Origin of the sequence: Tsukamurella soli (genome assembly GCF_039541155.1) — a bacterium.
Classification (GTDB): Bacteria; Actinomycetota; Actinomycetes; order Mycobacteriales; family Mycobacteriaceae; genus Tsukamurella; species Tsukamurella soli.
Map to the genome: position 1 here is coordinate 19354 of NZ_BAABFR010000013.1, position 16677 is coordinate 36030.

A 16677-nucleotide genomic window follows, 5' to 3' on the forward strand; every position below is an offset into this window, starting at 1 on the left:
GCTGGGCGCTCATGGACCTGGGCCCGAGGGCCGTCCTCGCGTCCCGTGCCAAGCGCGGCGACGCGCTCGCGCAGATCCTCACGGGCCGGGGCGGGTGGGGCTCGCAGTACCCCGCGTTCGAGACGATCCGCGCGGCGGGGCGCCTGGTGCCCAGCCGGCTCGGCGTCGCCACCGTCGACCACGCGCTGTGCCGCGAGATCCTGCGCGACCGGCGGTTCGCCACCGTCACCCCCGACGACCTGGGGATGCCGGGGCCACTGCGCGGTATCCTGGCCCGCACCGACCCCGGGCTGCCCAACCCCGTCGAGCCACCCGCGATGCTGGTCAGCGAGCCGCCGGACCACACGCGCTACCGCCAGCTGGTGGCACGCAGCTTCACCCCGCGGTCCATCGAGACCATGCGCGACCGGGTCGGCGAACTGAGCCGCACCCTGCTGGACCGGCTCGAGCAGCGTCCCACGGCGGAGCTGATCGGCGAGTACGCGACCATGCTGCCGGTCACCGTCATCGCCGAGTTGCTGGGCCTCCCGGACGAGGCGCACGAGCCGTTCATCGAATGGGGCGAGCAGGCGGCGCCGCTGCTCGACGTGGGGCTCGACTGGCGGACGTTCCGGCGCGCGTGCGGCGGACTGCGCAGCATGGACCGGTACCTACGCGATCATTTCGCCCGGCTGCGGGCAGACGGGGACGCTCCCGGCGAGTCGGATCCCTCTGCCGCGCATCCCTTCACGCGCCTGGCCCGCGACGGCGAGCTCACCGAGCGCGAGCTGATCACCAACGCCGCGCTACTCGTCGGAGCGGGCTTCGAGACCACGGTCAACCTGATCGGCAACGGAGTCGTGCTGCTCCTGCAGCATCCCGAGCAACTCGCGGCGCTGCGCGAGGATCCCGGCGGTTGGCCGAACGCCGTCGAGGAGATCCTGCGGTTCGAGAGCCCCGTGCAGATGACCGGCCGCACCGCCACCGAGCCCGTAACGCTCGCCGACCGCGACCTGCCGGCGGGCGCGGTCGTCTCGCTCCTGCTGGCGGGCGCGAACCGCGATCCGGCGGTGTTCGACCGGCCGGGAGAGTTCGACATCACCCGCACCAACGCCCGGGACAACCTCGCATTCGGTACCGGCATCCACGCCTGCATCGGCGCGGCGCTCGCGCGGATGGAGGCGACGGTGGCGCTGCCCGCCCTGTTCGAGCGGTTCCCGGACCTGGGGCTCGCCACCGCGCCCGATCCCTCGCAGAACGTGACGCTGCACGGCTTCCGCCGGGTCGAGGTACGACTGGGACGCGCGCGCAAGCACGTCTGACCGTGGCCTACCGGCAGACGTCGAGGTCAGGCGGGGAATCCTGCCAACACCGCGCGCGTACCCGACAGCCCCAGCCGGGTGGCCCCGGCGTCCAGCATCGCCGCCGCCGCGTCCGCGGTGCGGATCCCGCCTGATGCCTTGACCCCGATGCCCGGCGACACCGCCGCGCGCATGATCCGCACGGCGTCGACGCTCGCGCCACCGCTCGGATGGAAGCCGGTGGATGTCTTCACGAACGATGCTCCCCCGCGCTCGGCCGCCCGGCACACGGACTCGAGCAGCGCCGCGTCACCGAATTCGAGCAGCGCGGCCGACTCGACGATCACCTTGAGGACCGGGTCTGCGCCGATCGCCTCGCGAACGGTGAGGACGTCGGCGAACACCCGGTCCAACGCGCCGGCCAGCGCCAGCCCCACGTCGATCACCATGTCCACCTCGTCGGCCCCCTCCTCGACGGCCATCCGCGCCTCGGCCGCCTTGACCAGGGTGTGGTGCTTACCCGAGGGGAAGCCCGCGACGACGCAGGTCCGCGGCCCCGCGGCACCGTCGGGCGCCACCTGCAGCGGCAGCATCGACGGCGACAGGCACACGGCGAACACACCGAGGTCCACGCCCTCCGCGACCGCCAGCCGAGCATCGGCGACGGTGGCCTCCGGCTTGAGCAGGGTGTGGTCGACGAGCGAGGCGACATCGTTTCGGGTGCGCATGGCGTCCACTCTCGCACAGGCGGAGCCGACGACCCGGGTCCGGCACCGTCGCGCGCTGCGGGCACCGCCCGCCCGCCGGGGGGCCGAAGCGCCGGTGCCACACTGTTATCCGTGACAACGCGCTACGTGCTGACCCTGGGCTGCCCGGACACGACGGGCATCGTCGCCAAGATCTCGACGTTCCTCGCCGACGAGGGTGGCTGGATCGTGGAGGCGGCGTACCACTCCGACGCCGACACCGGATGGTTCTTCACGCGGCAGGCGGTGCGGGCCGACTCGATCGCGGTGTCGCTCGACGAGTTACGCGCGCGGTTCGCGGCACGCGTCGCGTCGGAGCTGGGGCCCGCGACCGAGTGGCAGCTCAGCTCGAGCGACCAGCCTAAGGACATCGTCGTGCTGGTGAGCCGCGAGGGGCACTGCCTGCACGACCTGGTCGGCCGGATCCGCACAGGGGAACTCAACGCCCGGATCGCCGCGGTCATCGGCAACCACACCGACCTCGAGGACTTCGCCACACGCCTGGACATCCCATTCCAGCACGTGCCGTTCCCGGCCGCAGGGACCGACCCCGACGGCGCCGGCAGGGCCGCGGCGTTCGCGCGGGTGGCCGAGCTGACCGACGTGCACTCCCCTGCCGCGGTGGTGCTCGCGCGGTTCATGCAGGTGCTGCCGCCGGGCCTGTGCACCGCGTGGGCAGGCCGGGCGATCAACATCCACCACAGCTTCCTGCCGTCGTTCGTGGGCGCGCGCCCGTACCACCAGGCGTTCGCCCGCGGGGTCAAGCTGATCGGCGCCACCTGCCACTACGTGACCGCGGATCTCGACGCCGGACCGATCATCGAGCAGGACGTGATCCGGGTGGATCACTCCGACGCCATCGCCGACATGGTGCGGCAGGGCCGCGACATCGAGAAGCTGGTGCTGGCGCGCGGCCTGCGCTGGCATCTCGAGGACCGCGTGCTGGTACACGGACGCAAGACGGTGGTGTTCTCGTGACCCCCGGGTCGGCGGCCGGCGATCAGGCCGGCGCAGGCACCTGGTTCCCGAGGATCGCGTCGATCAGCGTATTGACCTTCTCGGGCTGCTCGAGCGGCAGCATATGGCCCGAGTCGCGGATCACCGCGTAGCGGTCGAGGTGGCCGGTGAGGCGCAGCTCAGCCGCGATCCGCTCGGCGTGCGCGGGCGGAGTGAGGTGGTCGAACTGTCCGACGGCGACGGAGGTCGGCACCGTGAGGCTGCGCAGGCCGTCGCGCACGTCGATATCGACCAGCACCCTGCCCCACGCGGCCCGGACCCGCGGCGGACACTGCGAGACCATCTCCTCGGTGTACCGGACGGCGCCGTAGGACGCGTAGCCGCACAGCGCCGCGTAGCGCAGCAGAGCGGTGTCGAGGCGGGTGTGCCGCAACCGCATCGGTGCGCCCAGGACTGCGCCGCCCAGTCGTAGGACCGTGCCGGGGGCGCGGTTGGCCGGGGACAGCGGCGTGGCGCCGACGAAGGTGGGGACCGCGTCGTCCGCGAACGTCGACAGCAGCAGGACATGGTGCGCGTACCGGGCCACCTCCGCGGGATACCGGCCGGCCCACGCCATGATCGTGATGGCACCCATGCTGTGCCCGACCAGTAGGGCCGGGCCGCTGGTGTCGGTGAGGGCATCGGTGAGGACGACGTGCAGGTCGTCGGCCAGCAGATCGGTGCCGTAGTCGACGAAGGATCCCGGCTCGGACTCGCCGTGGCCGCGCTGGTCGTAGCCCACCACGCGGTAGCCCCGGCCGACGAGGTGCTCGACCTGCCGCGGGAAGTTGGCGACGTTGCAGGTCCAGCCGTGGATGAGCACCGCGACTGGACCGTCGGCGGGGCCCCACTCGCGGACGTGCAGGCGTACGCCGTCCGCCGCGGAGACGAAACGGTCGGTGTGGGCACCGTCGAAGTCCTCGATCAGCTTGGCCGAGGCCGGCTGCCGGGGTTCGGCGAGCGCGAACCGGGCCACCGCCGCAGCAACACCGGCACCGGTCACGGCCGTGAGCCCGGCTCCGGCCAGCGCGATCTTCAGGGAGTTCTTCATGTCGCTTCGGTTCTCCGCTTTCTCGTAGTCGGAAGCGACTGTACCCGCCGGTAACAGTGGTTACGGCGTGGGCTGTCGCCCGTCAGTAGCGCTTACCCTGCACTGCGTTCACCTTGGGGCGCACGTCGACCGTGTACAGGATGATGCCGATCGCGCCGATGATCAGGCCGGTGACACCCAGAGCGAATGCGACCAGCTCGCAGACGATCAGAGCGATGAGCCAGTAGTTCTTCTGCCACTTGCCGACGGCGCGGTAGGCGTCCTCGCGGGTACGGACGCAGTGGTAGATCGCGTAGAGGCCGAGCAGTAGCACGACCGCCTCGAGGATCCAGAACACCAGGGCCACGGCGCCGGCGAGGCCGAGAGAGAAAGTCGTCATCACCCCAGCCTAATCGGACTCGCCGGCGGAACACCGCAGCGCGGCGGCCACCGCCGGAACACCGCCGCCCGGCGGTCCACGTCGGGACCGCCGGGCGGCGGGTCACAGAATGCGCCGGATCACCCGTCGCATCCTGCTGCGGGACTACTCCGCGGCGGCGTCGCCGGCCTTGTCGGCGGCCTCATCAGCGGCGTCCGCGACGGTGTCGGTCGTGCGGTTGACCAGCTTGGCGGCGCGCTCGCCGACCTGGCGGGTGGCGGTCGCCACCTGGCCGAGCGACGACTCGGTCAGCTCGACGGCGCTGTTGTATGCCTTGGTGGCCTGCTCGGTGGCCTCCTCGACGACCGACTGGGTCTTGAGGCGCTCGAACGTCGACTCCCCGCGCTCGGCGAGCGACTCGTAGATCTCGGTGGCGACCTGGATGTAGGCGGCGGCCACCTTGCGGAGTTCCTCGGGGCTGAACTTGGTGCGCAGCTCGTCGACGTCCTTGGGCAGCGCGTCACGGGCCTCGGTGAGCTTGGTCTCGGCGGTGCCGCGGGCCTCGGCGACCTTGGCCTGCGCCTCGGTGACCTTGCCCTGCAGGTCGGTGGACGCCTCGGTAGCGGCGGTACGGAGCTTCTCGATCACCTCGGAGACTGCCTCGAAGGCGAAGTCACCGGCGCCGAGGGCGGCGAACAGGGGGGTACGGATGTCGTCGACCTTGACCTCGGTCATGTCGGTTCTCCTTAAATCGGGGATGTGGTTCCCTGCCGGTCTGCGTCGACCGGGCTGTGGTCGACCGGCGTTGCGCCGGTCACGTTCTCGCGGCGGAAGCTCTCGTAGATCTCGAGCATGACCTGCTTCTGCCGCTCCGTGATGGTCGTATCCGAGATCACCGCGTCGCGGACCGGACTCTCCGGCCGCTCCTCGAGGATCCCGGCCCGGACGTAGAGCACCTCGGCCGACAGTCGGAGCGCCTTGGCGATCTGCCCAAGCACCTCCGCGGACGGCTTGCGGAGCCCTCGCTCGATCTGGCTCAGGTAGGGATTGGACACCCCCGCCTTCTCGGCCAGCTGCCGGATGGACACCTCTGCCGCAAGTCGCTGGGAGCGGATGAACTCTCCGATATCGGCTCCGGGCCTACCCTCCGGCCTGCCCGCTCCTTCGGTCTGGTCCTCCACTCTCCAACTCCTTCGCAGCTGTCTACCACGCTAACACCGATGTGCTAACTATTGCAAGCGCTCTGTTAGCACTTGGCTCACGATGAGCCGAACGTCACGTGAACAGCAGCTGTGTCACCGCATAGATCACCAGGCCGGCGACCGAGCCGACGACCGTGCCGTTGATCCGGATGAACTGGAGGTCCCGACCCACCTGCAGCTCGATCTTGCGCGAGGCCTCGTCAGCGTCCCAGCGCGCGACGGTGTCGCTGATGATCGAGACGATCTGGCCCGAGTAGTTCGCGACCAGGGCCCGCACACTGCGGTCCACCCAGAAATCGGCCTTCTCACGCAGCGCCGCATCGTCGCGCAGCCGCACCCCGAAACGCGCCGCCGACTCGCTGAACTTGGACCGCAGCGTGCTGTCGGGGTCGTCGACGGACTGTTCGATGAGTCGCTTCGCCGTGCGCCACGCCGCCTGGGCGGCCGTCCGCACCTCCTCGCGGCCCATCAGCTCGGCCTTGAGGTCCTCGACCTTGGCGATGGTCCGCGGGTCGTGCTGCAGGTCGGAGGCGAAGTCCCACAGGAACGTGCTCATGGCGTGCCGCACCTCGTGGTCGGGGTCGCTACGCACCTTCCAGGTGAACTCGACCAGTTCGCGGTAGATCCGCTCGCCGAGCAGCGAGTTGACGAACTTCGGCGACCACGCCGGACCGTCCGTGTCGACGATCTTGTCGATCAGGCCCTGGCTGCCGAGCGCCCAGTGGTGCGCGCGCTCGGCCAGCAGGTTGATCAGGGGCAGATGCCGGTTCTCCTGTAGCAGCGTCTCGACGAGCCGACCCACCGGCGGCCCCCACTCCGGCTCGGCCAGCCGCTTGATGATGGTGGCGTTGAGCACCTGCTCGACATCCTCGTCGCGCAGGACCTCGGACATCACCTTCACCAGCCGCGCGGCCTCGGAGCCGAGCCGCTCGGAGTTGCTGGGGGCGGACATCCAGTTGGCGACCCGCAGCGACAGCTCGAGCGAGCCGACCTTCTCGGCGATCACCTCGGGCGTCAGGAAGTTCTGCTGCACGAACCCGCCGAGCGCGTCGCCGAGCTGGTCCTTCTTCTTCTTGATGATCGCGGTGTGCGGGATGGGCAGGCCCATCGGATGCCGGAACAGGGCGGTCACCGCGAACCAGTCGGCCAGGCCACCCACCATCCCGGCCTCGGCGGCCGCCTTGACGTAGCCGATCCACCCGCCACGGTCGCCCTGGTGCGTGAGGAACTCACACACCAGATAGATGACGGCCGCGCCGAGTAGGAAGCCGAGCGCGACCGCCTTCATCCGCAGCAGGTCGCGCCGCTTCGTCTCGTCGGGGTCGCCGAACGGGCTCGGCGTGGTGGTCACGGGGGGCGTGGTCACCTCATAAGTAATACCGAAGGGGCCCCGCCCGCGCCGTGACGGGTCCCGCCGGTGCAGTTCATGCCACCAGCTTGGCGCGCAAGGCGGACACGTCGGCCGCCGACAGTCCCAGCCCGCGGGTCAGATAGCCGTCGACGGTGCCGTATCGTGCCGTGAGTTCATCGAGCCCGGCCTGCAGGAACGAAGGCTCTACGCCGAGCACCACGTGATAGATCGCCGCGGCCCGCGCCCCCTTCTTCGCAGCGATCGCGGTGGTGGCGGCGGTGATCGAGCGGGCGGAGTAGCGGTTGGTGGCGAGGTAGTCGCGCATCACGTCGGCGTGCGAGACGCCCGCGGTGAGCTGCAGGATCGCGGAGGTCCAGCCGGTGCGGTCCTTGCCGGAGGTGCAGTGGAAGACCACCGGGCCGGGCGCGTTCAGGACGGTCAGCAGCACTCGCTTGTACTGGGCGCGCTCGTAGGCGTCGTCGACGAAGCTGATATTCAACTTGCGCATCACCTCCCGGGCGGCGTCCGGGGAGGTGACTGAAGCGAACGCCTTCTCCTGGTCGGTACCGAACGCGCTGCGCCCGAGGATGTCGATGTTGACGTACTTCACCCCGGCCGGTAGACGGTCGGGCGCGGCAGCGATCTCACTGGCGGTACGCAGGTCGATGTCGGTGGTGATGCCGAGCCGGGTCACCGTCGCCTGATCGGCCGGGGTGAGGATGAGCGCGTTCGAGCGGTAGTCCACTCCGGGCCGCAGGTGCCCGCCGCCCGCCGTCGGGTAGGCGCCGACGGTGCCGGCCACGTCCCGGAAGTTGTCCGCCCCTTGCAGGCGCGGGGTGTGCAGCGCCAACGCCGACGCACTGTCGACGGTGCCGGGAGCCGGCGCGGCAGTGGCGGTGGCTCCACCCCCGAGCGCAAGCATGGCGACGGTGACAGCTGCCGCGGTGACGCGGCGAATCCGGGTGTGCAGCACGGGGGTGACGCTAACACCCGCGATCAGCGGGCACGGCGGGAGGCGGCGGAGACGGCACCGCCTCCCAGGTGATGGAACATCGCAGCATGCAATGTAGGGTAGCCTACCCACAGGAATTCGAAGCCCGCCCATGACTACCGCATTCGAACCAATTTCATTGCAAATGTAGTGCCAAGTCTTAGACCTATGTAAGGTTAGCCTCACCAATCCGGAAGAAGCACGGACTGGTTGCAATCTATGGAGGCACCAAGCACATGGGTCATCACTCTTCCCCCACCCCACTCTCTCGCTCCGTGAAGGTGAAGCGCGCAACAATGGCCGCCGCTGCTGCCGCTGCCGTCGCAGCGCTCGTCACCGTGCCGGCTACCGCCAACGCCGCCACCTTCACCATCACACCGACGATCCTTCCGCCGGGCCTGGACATGTCCCAGGTCGTCACCGCGAATCCCACAACCAAGGGAACCTCGGGCGCCGACGCAGCGGCATCCAGCTATGTCGACGGCCTCACGGACAGCCTGACCCCGGAGCAGTACTTGCAGCTGGCCTCGGCCGCCGCGCCCGGGGTCCCCGGCTTTCTCGCAGCCGCGGTCAACGGGTCATCCGTAGATTTCAGCACCTTCTACCAGTCGACGGCGAGCGGAACGCAGGCGAATTACAAGGCCATCGGCGCCATCACCGATGCGACCACCGACCTGGGCAGCGTGCTCGGCTTCGACACCACGAACGAGGTCTACGGGCTGTACGGCACCTGGGGCACCGAGGCGCAGTACACCACCGCCCTCGACGGAGCGGAAGACGGCGACTACTCCGGATACGCCGCGCTCCCCATGTGGAGTTACGCGGGTGATCAGGCCACCGTCACCAGCCCCATCGGCGGCAACGTGACGGGCGGGGCGGAGCTCACCGGGCTCCGCGGTGACGACGGGATCACCACATTCACCCCCACCGTCAACGCGGGCTTCACCGCGCCGTTCGATCTCGCGTCCGGTGCCGCGTATGTGAGCCCCGGCACCGTCGAATACGGTGACAACGTCTTCGGCCTCGTCTCCGGCCCCGCGGTGCAGACCACCTTCGAGGTCCTCGGTTTGGGCGTGACCGGCGGCATCACCCTTCCCGCCATCGCTTACGACAACGGCGACATCGTGGTCAACACGGGCAGCATCAACGCCGGTATCGGCAGCCTCGGGTTCACGACCCCGACCTACAACATCTCCGTCGGCGCGGACGGCGTGAACGTCGGCAGCGCCACGACCACCGATATCACGACCACCCCGTCGGACATCGCAACCGCTTCCGACGCGGTCGCCGACGGCGCCGCCGCAGACGCCGCGAGCAGCACGACCTCGGTCGCCACCTCGACGGCGACCACGGCGGCAGCGAACACGGCGAACACGGCGACGGTGAGCGCCCTGGCCCTCCCGACCGCGGCAACAGCGAACACCGACTCCGACGCCTCGAGCACCAGCGCCGGTTCCAGCGACTCGAGCACGGGCTCGGGCACGAGCACCAGCAGCAGCCCGAGCACGAGCGGCAGCACCACCGGCTCCAGCGACTCGAGCACGGGGACGGGCACGGGCACCGGTTCCAGCGACACGAGCACGGGCACGGGCACGGGCACGGGCACCGGTTCCAGCGACTCGAGCGCGGGCACCAACAGCAGTTCGGGCACGACCGGCAGCTCCGCCGGCTCCACCGGCGGCTCCGGCCACAGCGGCGGTTCCACCGGCGCGACCGGCGGCTCCGGCCACAGCGGCGGTTCCACCGGCGGCTCCGGCCACGGTGGCGGTTCCGGCCACGGTGGCGGTTCCGGCCACAGCGGCGGCCACTGATCCACATAGCACCGCGGTGGCGGGAGCGGAGCTATCCGTTCCCGCCACCGCTGGGTTCAGTCCGGGTAGCGGTATGTGGGAAGAGCCGGTTCCAGGCGCTCGACGTGCGGTTTCGACCGACCCGCCCGGTCCACTCGGGTACCCGGATCCCGCGCCCGATCCAGCTTCCGGCCCACCAGCGCCTCACCGGTCTCAGGCCAGCCGGCCCTCGTGGGGGGCTGACCTGAACGCCACCGCGCCGTCAGCCCGCCTCGCCCGCGCCTTCCAGACGTGCGAGCCGCTGTTCGCGGCGGGCCGCACCCCCGGCCTCGTCGACCACCACCGTCAACACCGGGGCGACCGCGGCGATCGCCAGTCCCACCACCAGCGACAGCCCGATGTGCACCCACACCACCGCGAGTGCCAGCACCACGACGCCCACGGCCACACCGAGCGCGCAGCCACCGTCGTAGCCGGTCAGGTAGGTCGACATGACGAACACCGATACGAGAAACACTGCGAGCGGCACGGCGATCGCCGCCATGACGACGCCGCCGCGGATCGAACCGTGGTGCTCGACGTGCAGCGCGGCCACGTGCAGACCCGCGCCGAAGGCCGCGACCGCGAGGAAGATCACGATGTGGCCATAGCCCCAGCCGAAGCCGCGGCGCGGCGCGGCATGCAGGGCGCGCCCCACGGGCACCCCGAAGTACACCCACCACATCGCCAGGTTGATCGCCAGCGCCGCCACGCCGAGCAGCGCGGCGTCCACGCTCCAGCCCTGCTCGCCCACGACGGCCTGCAGCGCGGTCACCGTCCCGACGATGCCCTCCCCCAGGGTGATGATGGTGAGTAGGCCGTATCGTTCCGCCATGTGGTGTGCGTGCCAGGGCGTCCGACAGGCCCGCTCTGCAAGTACGGGCCCGCCGAGTTCGACGACGTACAGCACGACGGCGATCGGAGCCAGCGCGCTCAGCGGGACGTCCGCCAACGCGGCGGCGATCCAGCCGAGCTGCGCGATCGAGATGGTGACGATGTAACGCACCGCCGCAGGCCGGTACTCGCGGCTCGACGCTGCCACCCGGGCCCACTGGATCAGCATGGCCGCACGCATCACCACGTACCCCAGCACCAGCACCCGGTTGTTCGGACGCTCATGCTCGGCGAGCGACGCGAACACGGGCTCGCAGCCCAGCGCCATGATGCACACGCCGAACATCTGCAACATCGTCGTGATCCGGAACAGCCAGTCGTCGGTGTCGAACGCCGATGCCATCCAGCTGAAGTTGATCCAGGCCCACACGGCAGCGAATCCACAGAACCCGAAACCCACCAGCGCGGCCTCGTACCGACCCTCGGCCATGTAGTCGGCGAACTGCACACCGGTCAGCGAGAACACGACCACGAACGTCAGATCGAAGAACAGCTCGAGGGTGGTGGCCGCGCGCCCCTGTTCGTGCGGGTCGCGGCCGGTCATGCGGCGCAGGGCGGCGGCCGCCCCAGCGATCGGGGGGCCGACGGTGCCGGGGTTACGGTGCTCGAACATGCGTTGCGCTCCTGACGGTGGACCCGGCATAGCGTACATGCCGGGCCTGGCCGCACCGGTCACCGTCGGCGCGCCCCGACCTCACCACCGCCGGGCGCAGCGATCGCTGTGACCAGCGGCTTCGCCGGCGGGACGAGAGGTCGGGAACCGAGGCCCTACTTCACTTCCTGGGGTACTCGTAGAAGCCCCGACCGGACTTCTTGCCCAGCCGGCCGGCCTCCACCATGCGCAGCAGCAGCGGCGGCGGCGCATACAGCGGTTCCTTGTACTCCTCGTACATCGCGTCGGCGATGAACTTGGTGGTGTCGAGGCCGATCAGGTCGGTCAGCTTGAGCGGGCCCATGGGGTGGGCACAGCCCAGGACCATGGCCTTGTCGACGTCCTCGGCGGTGGCGAATCCCGACTCCACCATGCGGATCGCAGACAGCAGGTACGGCACGAGCAGGGCGTTGACCACGAAGCCGGACCGGTCGGTGGCGCGGACGACCTGCTTGCCGAGCACATCGGCGGCGAAGGACTCGGCACGCGCGACCGCCTGGTCGCTGGTGGCCACCGACGCGATCAGCTCGACCAGAGGCAGCACGGGCACGGGGTTGAAGAAGTGCAGCCCCAGGACGCGGCCCGGGTTCTGGGTGGCCATCGCGATCCGGGTGATGGGCAGCGACGAGGTGTTCGACGCGAGCACGGCGTCGGGGTCGGTGACGACGCGATCGAGCTCGCGGAAGATCGCGGTCTTGACCTCCTCGTTCTCGATCACCGCCTCGACGACGATCTGGCGATCGGCGAACTCCGCCAGGTCGGTGGTGAATCGCAGGCGCCAGCTGGCCTGCTCGCGCTCCCGCTCCGTGAGCTTCCCCGACGACACCGCTCGGTCGAGCGACGTGAGGATGCGCGTCTTACCCGCAACAGTCAGCTCCTCGGTCGCCTCGTAGACCAGAACATCTGCCCCGGCACGCGCACACACCTCGGCGATGCCGCCGCCCATCTGTCCCGCGCCGACAACCCCGACCCGCGAAATCTTTTCACTCATGGAATTTCCCAACGTAACAACAGCATTCGGTGAGATGAGGGTAACCCTGCTCGGGTACGCCCAGAACCGGCCCACCTACACAGCAGGCGGCCCGCGACGCGAAGTCGCGAGCCGCCTGCTGTTCGGCAAGAGTTCCGGGGAGGCGGTCCCGTCCTAGTGGAACTGGCCCTCTTCGGTCGAGCCCTTGAGCGCGGTGGTGGAGCTCTCCGGGTCGACGGTGGTGGCGATCCGGTCGAAGTAGCCGGCGCCGACCTCGCGCTGGTGCTTGGTGGCGGTGTAGCCCCGCTCCTCCGACGCGAACTCGCGCTCCTGCAGCTCGACGTAGGCCGACATCTGGTTGCGGGCGTAGCCGTAGGCCAGGTCGAACATCGAGTAGTTGAGGGCGTGGAAACCGGCCAGGGTGATGAACTGGAACTTGAAGCCCATGGCGCCGAGCTCGTTCTGGAACTTCGCGATGGTCGCGTCGTCCAGGTGCTGACGCCAGTTGAACGACGGGCTGCAGTTGTACGCCAGCAGCTGGTCCGGGAACTCGGACTTGACCGACTCGGCGAACTTCTTGGCCAGCTCGAGATCGGGAGTGCCGGTCTCCATCCAGATCAGGTCCGCGTAGGGCGCGTACGCCTTGGCGCGGGCGATGCAGGGCTCGATGCCGTTCTTGACGTTGTAGAAGCCCTCAGCGGTGCGCTCACCGGTGACGAACGGCTTGTCGCGGTCGTCGACGTCCGAGGTGATCAGGGTGGCGGCCTCGGCGTCGGTGCGGGCGACGACGACGGTGGGCACGCCCGCGACGTCAGCCGCGAGGCGGGCCGAGGTCAGCGTGCGGATGTGCTGCGCGGTGGGGATGAGCACCTTGCCACCGAGGTGGCCGCACTTCTTCTCCGACGCGAGCTGGTCCTCCCAGTGGGTACCGGCGGCACCCGCGGCGATCATGGCCTTCTGCAGCTCGTAGACGTTCAGCGCGCCACCGAAGCCGGCCTCACCGTCGGCGACGATCGGGACGAGCCAGTTCTCGACCGAGTCGTCGCCCTCGACGCGGGAGATCTCATCGGCGCGCAGCAGCGCGTTGTTGATGCGGCGCACGACCTGCGGCACCGAGTTGGCCGGGTACAGCGACTGGTCGGGGTAGGTGTGCCCCGAGAGGTTCGCATCGCCGGCGACCTGCCAACCGGACAGGTACACGGCCTTCAGGCCGGCGCGCACCTGCTGCACGGCCTGGTTACCCGTGAGGGCACCCAGGGCGTTGATGTAACCGTCGCCGTTCACGCCCTCCCAGAGGATCTCGGCGCCACGCTTGGCAAGGGTGTACTCCTCGACAACGGTGCCCTGCAGCTCGGCGACCGACTCGGCGGTGTAATCGCGCTTGATGCCGCTCCAACGGGGGTTGGTGTCCCAATCCTGCTGGATCTCTGCCGCGGTCCTGGGCTTTCCGACGGTGCTCATGGGCTCCCTGTTTCTTGTGACTGACACTGACTGATTCGGCTACCGGGGCCGATCCGCTCGCAATGCTTCGCGAAACCAGCGGATCAAGTGAAGCTCTCCCGACCTCCCGGCGTGGTGCCTGCCAACACTGTGCCACACCCAAATACGCAGGCCAAGGCCGAATCGGTTGGCAGACAGAGCCACGAAGACGCCGAATCGATGCGAAGTCTGCGAAGCAGAGACGCCGGTCGACACCAAAAAGTACGTACGTACTGCGTGTTTAACAGAGGCGACCCGCGCGCCTGGACGCCGCAGGACTGGAGGCGGCGGCGACCGGCGCCCCGCGAACGCAACGATGGTGTGATGCACATCACACTAGATGGGTGGCTCGTGGTGTGCTGCAACCCGCGGGTACCGCCCGGTCGAAGTAGACTTGCCCCTCGTGTCCAAGACCTTTGTCGGGGCGCGCCTTCGCGGGCTCCGCAAAGAGCGTGGCTTGTCCCAGGCGTCCCTCGCCGGGGCTCTCGAGATCTCCCCGTCGTACCTCAACCAGATCGAGCACGACGTGCGGCCGCTCAGTGTTCCGGTGCTGCTGAAGATCACGGACGTGTTCGGCGTGGACACCTCGTTCTTCAACTCGCAGGACGAGACCCGCCTCATCGCCGAGCTGCGCGAGGTCACGATGGACGTCGATTCGCCGACGCCCACCGAGGAACTGTCCGAGCTCGTACGCGACCACGCCGGTTTCGCGCGGGCGATGGTGTCGCTACACCGCCGCTACCTCAACGCCGCCGACCAGCTCGCCCAGGCCACCGACGGTCGCAGTGACCCGCACGCACGCGGGGCGATCTCGCACCCGCACGAGGAGGTGCGGGACTTCTTCTACGAGCGGCAGAACTACTTCGACGAGATCGACACCGCAGCCGAGGAGCTCACGGTCCGCATGCGGATGCACGGCGCCGACCTACGCGCCGCCGTCGAGAACCGGCTGCAGACCGTGCACAACGTGTCCATCCGCCGCCGCGTCGACCTCGGGGACGGCGTGCTGCACCGGTTCGATCCGGTGTCCCGGGAGTTGGAGATCTCCGCACACCTCTCAGGTGGCCAACAGTTCTTCAAGATGGCCGCCGAGCTGGCGTTCCTCGAGTGCGGCGAGGCCATCGACGCCCTGGTCGACGCCGGCGGCTTCACCAGCGACGAGGCGCGGCGCCTGGCCAAGCACGGACTCGCCAACTACTACGCGGCCGCCGTGGTGTTGCCGTACACGCAGTTCCACGGGGCGGCCGAGGACTTCCAGTACGACATCGAACGGCTGTCCGCCTTCTTCGCCGTCTCGTACGAGACCGTGGCGCACCGGCTGTCCACGATGCAGCGCCCGAACCTACGCGGCCTACCGCTGTCGTTCGTGCGCGTGGACCGCGCCGGCAACATGAGCAAGCGGCAGTCGTCCACGGGCTTCCACTTCTCCGCGTCCGGCGGCACGTGCCCGCTGTGGAACGTGTACGAGACCTTCGCCTGGCCCGGCAAGATCCTCGTGCAGCTGGCCGAGATGCCCGACGGCCGCAACTACCTGTGGGTCGCGCGCACCGTCGAGCGCCGGGCAGCGCGGTTCGGACAGCCGTCCAAGACCTTCGCGATCGGCCTCGGCTGCGAGCTGCGCCACGCGCATCGTCTGGTCTACGCCCGCGGCCTCGACCTCGCGAACGGCGATCCGACGCCGATCGGCGCCGGCTGCCGCGTGTGCGAGCGAGACAACTGCGCACAGCGCGCGTTCCCGCCGATCGGCCGGTCACTCGACGTCGACGAGCACCGCAGCACCGTGTCGCCCTATCACATGAAGTAGCCAACATGTGCACCCTTCCGTCGCCCCACCCGACATGCGCACCCTTCCGTCGTCCGACCGGGCGCACGCGCCCACGGCCCACACCGCGGGTACCGTCGGTCCGTACCGTGGACGGGGTGACTCCTCGCGTGTCCCCGGGCGGACTCCTGCAGCAGGGCCCGATCAACTTCGTCATCAGCCGCGTCGGCGCGCACGCGATCGGCGCGGACGATATGCACTTGTTCTCCACCCTCGGCCGCTCCAAGCGGTTGTTCCTCGGTTGGCTCGGCTACTCCGGGATGTTGATGCCGTTCGGGGCGCTACGCCGCTCCGAGTCGGAGACGGTGATCCTGCGGGTCGCGCATCTGCGCGGCAACACGTACGAGCTCGGCCACCACCGCCGGATCGGAGCCCGCACGGGCCTCGACCGGGATCGTCAGGAAGCAATCTTCGCCGGCACGGGCTGGGACGAGCGCAGCGGGGCCCTGCTGCATGCGACAACGGAGCTGGTGGAGACCAAGGCGGTCACCGACGCCACGTGGTCCGAACTGTCGCGGCACTTCGACGACCGTAGGCTGGTCGAGATCGTCATGCTCGCGACCCAATACGACGGACTGGCCACCGCGATCGAGACGCTCGGCATCGAGCCCGAGCGCTGAGGCGGAGGCGATTGCATTGCAACCCGACTCGCGATCACCGACCGAGGACGTCTGGTGGCCCGATGGGGCGAACCGCACCGACAGGGGCACGCCGTCACGCACCTGGTCGCAGCGCTCGTCGCGCGCCGAGGCAGGTGCGCCGTTCGAGCGGGAGCCCGTGGAGTCGGCGGCCTGGTTCCACGACGCCGTCTACCACATCGGGCGCAGCGGTAACGAGGAACGTTCGGTGCAGCTGGCGTGACACTCCTGCCCGACGGTGCCGCCGGCCGCGAGGCAGCCCGGCTGGTCCGCGTCACTGCGGACCACGGTGCGCCGAAGACGACCGAACAGAGCCGCACTGTGCGACGCCGACCTCGTCGCCCTCGGGTGACGTGCGCATGGCGCCGACGGTGTCGGGCCGACGGTAGGGTGCACATGTTGCAGACCACAGACACAC

At 69.5% G+C, this 16677-nt stretch carries 17 protein-coding genes; 7 read left to right on the forward strand and 10 right to left on the reverse strand.

Features of this window, described 5'->3' with window-relative positions; genetic code table 11:
- Positions 1-11: 11 nt before the first annotated feature.
- A complete protein-coding gene (locus ABD908_RS06120) occupies positions 12-1301 on the forward strand; it encodes a cytochrome P450 (protein WP_344992527.1) in 1290 nt (429 codons plus the stop codon).
- Between the two features lie 26 nt (positions 1302-1327).
- On the opposite strand, the gene deoC is transcribed toward ABD908_RS06120, so the two are convergent.
- Positions 1328-2008 carry a deoxyribose-phosphate aldolase gene (deoC, locus tag ABD908_RS06125; RefSeq protein ID WP_344992388.1) on the reverse strand — a complete coding sequence of 227 codons (681 nt, stop codon included), beginning with the start codon at positions 2006-2008 and terminating at the stop codon, positions 1328-1330.
- Between the two features lie 102 nt (positions 2009-2110).
- On the opposite strand from deoC, the gene purU reads away from it, so the two are divergent.
- Complete coding sequence (purU, locus tag ABD908_RS06130) at positions 2111-3004, forward strand: formyltetrahydrofolate deformylase (RefSeq protein ID WP_344992530.1); 894 nt, start codon at positions 2111-2113, stop codon at positions 3002-3004.
- Positions 3005-3026: 22 nt separating this feature from the next.
- Here purU and ABD908_RS06135 read toward each other — a convergent pair whose 3' ends face one another.
- From ABD908_RS06135 to ABD908_RS06160, 6 genes are all read right to left on the reverse strand, one after another.
- Positions 3027-4073 carry an alpha/beta fold hydrolase gene (locus ABD908_RS06135; RefSeq protein ID WP_344992391.1) on the reverse strand — a complete coding sequence of 349 codons (1047 nt, stop codon included), beginning with the start codon at positions 4071-4073 and terminating at the stop codon, positions 3027-3029.
- Positions 4074-4155: 82 nt separating this feature from the next.
- A complete protein-coding gene (locus ABD908_RS06140; RefSeq protein WP_344992394.1) occupies positions 4156-4452 on the reverse strand; it encodes a DUF2516 family protein in 297 nt (98 codons plus the stop codon).
- Between the two features lie 144 nt (positions 4453-4596).
- Positions 4597-5166: a heparin-binding hemagglutinin gene (locus tag ABD908_RS06145; protein ID WP_344992397.1), complete on the reverse strand. Its 570-nt coding sequence runs from the start codon at positions 5164-5166 to the stop codon at positions 4597-4599.
- Between the two features lie 11 nt (positions 5167-5177).
- Positions 5178-5612, reverse strand: coding sequence for a helix-turn-helix domain-containing protein (locus tag ABD908_RS06150; protein ID WP_344992400.1), 435 nt, complete (start codon positions 5610-5612; stop codon positions 5178-5180).
- Positions 5613-5706: 94 nt separating this feature from the next.
- Complete coding sequence (locus tag ABD908_RS06155) at positions 5707-6921, reverse strand: DUF445 domain-containing protein (RefSeq protein ID WP_344992533.1); 1215 nt, start codon at positions 6919-6921, stop codon at positions 5707-5709.
- A gap of 136 nt (positions 6922-7057) precedes the next feature.
- A complete protein-coding gene (locus tag ABD908_RS06160) occupies positions 7058-7957 on the reverse strand; it encodes a tyrosine-protein phosphatase (protein ID WP_344992403.1) in 900 nt (299 codons plus the stop codon).
- Positions 7958-8250: 293 nt separating this feature from the next.
- On the opposite strand from ABD908_RS06160, the gene ABD908_RS06165 reads away from it, so the two are divergent.
- Positions 8251-9786, forward strand: a complete 1536-nt coding sequence (locus ABD908_RS06165) for a hypothetical protein (RefSeq protein WP_344992405.1) — start codon at positions 8251-8253, stop codon at positions 9784-9786.
- Positions 9787-10027: 241 nt separating this feature from the next.
- Here the strand turns inward: ABD908_RS06165 and ABD908_RS06170 are convergent, their stop codons facing one another.
- Together ABD908_RS06170 and ABD908_RS06175 are read right to left on the reverse strand one after the other, a co-directional pair.
- Entirely contained in the window at positions 10028-11311 is a 1284-nt protein-coding gene (locus ABD908_RS06170) for a low temperature requirement protein A (RefSeq protein ID WP_344992408.1), read from the reverse strand.
- A 160-nt stretch (positions 11312-11471) separates the two neighbouring features.
- Positions 11472-12341, reverse strand: a complete 870-nt coding sequence (locus ABD908_RS06175; protein ID WP_344992411.1) for a 3-hydroxybutyryl-CoA dehydrogenase — start codon at positions 12339-12341, stop codon at positions 11472-11474.
- 34 nt (positions 12342-12375) lie between these two features.
- On the opposite strand from ABD908_RS06175, the gene ABD908_RS06180 reads away from it, so the two are divergent.
- The gene (locus ABD908_RS06180; RefSeq protein WP_344992413.1) at positions 12376-12498 is read left to right on the forward strand and encodes a hypothetical protein; all 123 of its coding nucleotides are present in this window, start codon (positions 12376-12378) and stop codon (positions 12496-12498) included.
- On the opposite strand, the gene aceA is transcribed toward ABD908_RS06180, so the two are convergent.
- Positions 12495-13781: an isocitrate lyase gene (aceA, locus tag ABD908_RS06185; protein ID WP_344992416.1), complete on the reverse strand. Its 1287-nt coding sequence runs from the start codon at positions 13779-13781 to the stop codon at positions 12495-12497. The genes ABD908_RS06180 and aceA overlap by 4 nt on opposite strands.
- 421 nt (positions 13782-14202) lie before the next feature.
- Here aceA and ramB point away from each other — a divergent pair, with 421 nt between their 5' ends.
- The 3 genes from ramB (at position 14203) to ABD908_RS06200 (ending at position 16482) form a co-directional block, all read left to right on the forward strand.
- Positions 14203-15603: an acetate metabolism transcriptional regulator RamB gene (gene ramB / locus ABD908_RS06190; RefSeq protein ID WP_344992420.1), complete on the forward strand. Its 1401-nt coding sequence runs from the start codon at positions 14203-14205 to the stop codon at positions 15601-15603.
- 116 nt (positions 15604-15719) lie between these two features.
- Positions 15720-16241, forward strand: coding sequence for a carboxymuconolactone decarboxylase family protein (locus ABD908_RS06195; RefSeq protein WP_344992423.1), 522 nt, complete (start codon positions 15720-15722; stop codon positions 16239-16241).
- A 16-nt stretch (positions 16242-16257) separates the two neighbouring features.
- Positions 16258-16482, forward strand: a complete 225-nt coding sequence (locus ABD908_RS06200; protein ID WP_344992426.1) for a hypothetical protein — start codon at positions 16258-16260, stop codon at positions 16480-16482.
- Positions 16483-16677: the final 195 nt, after the last annotated feature.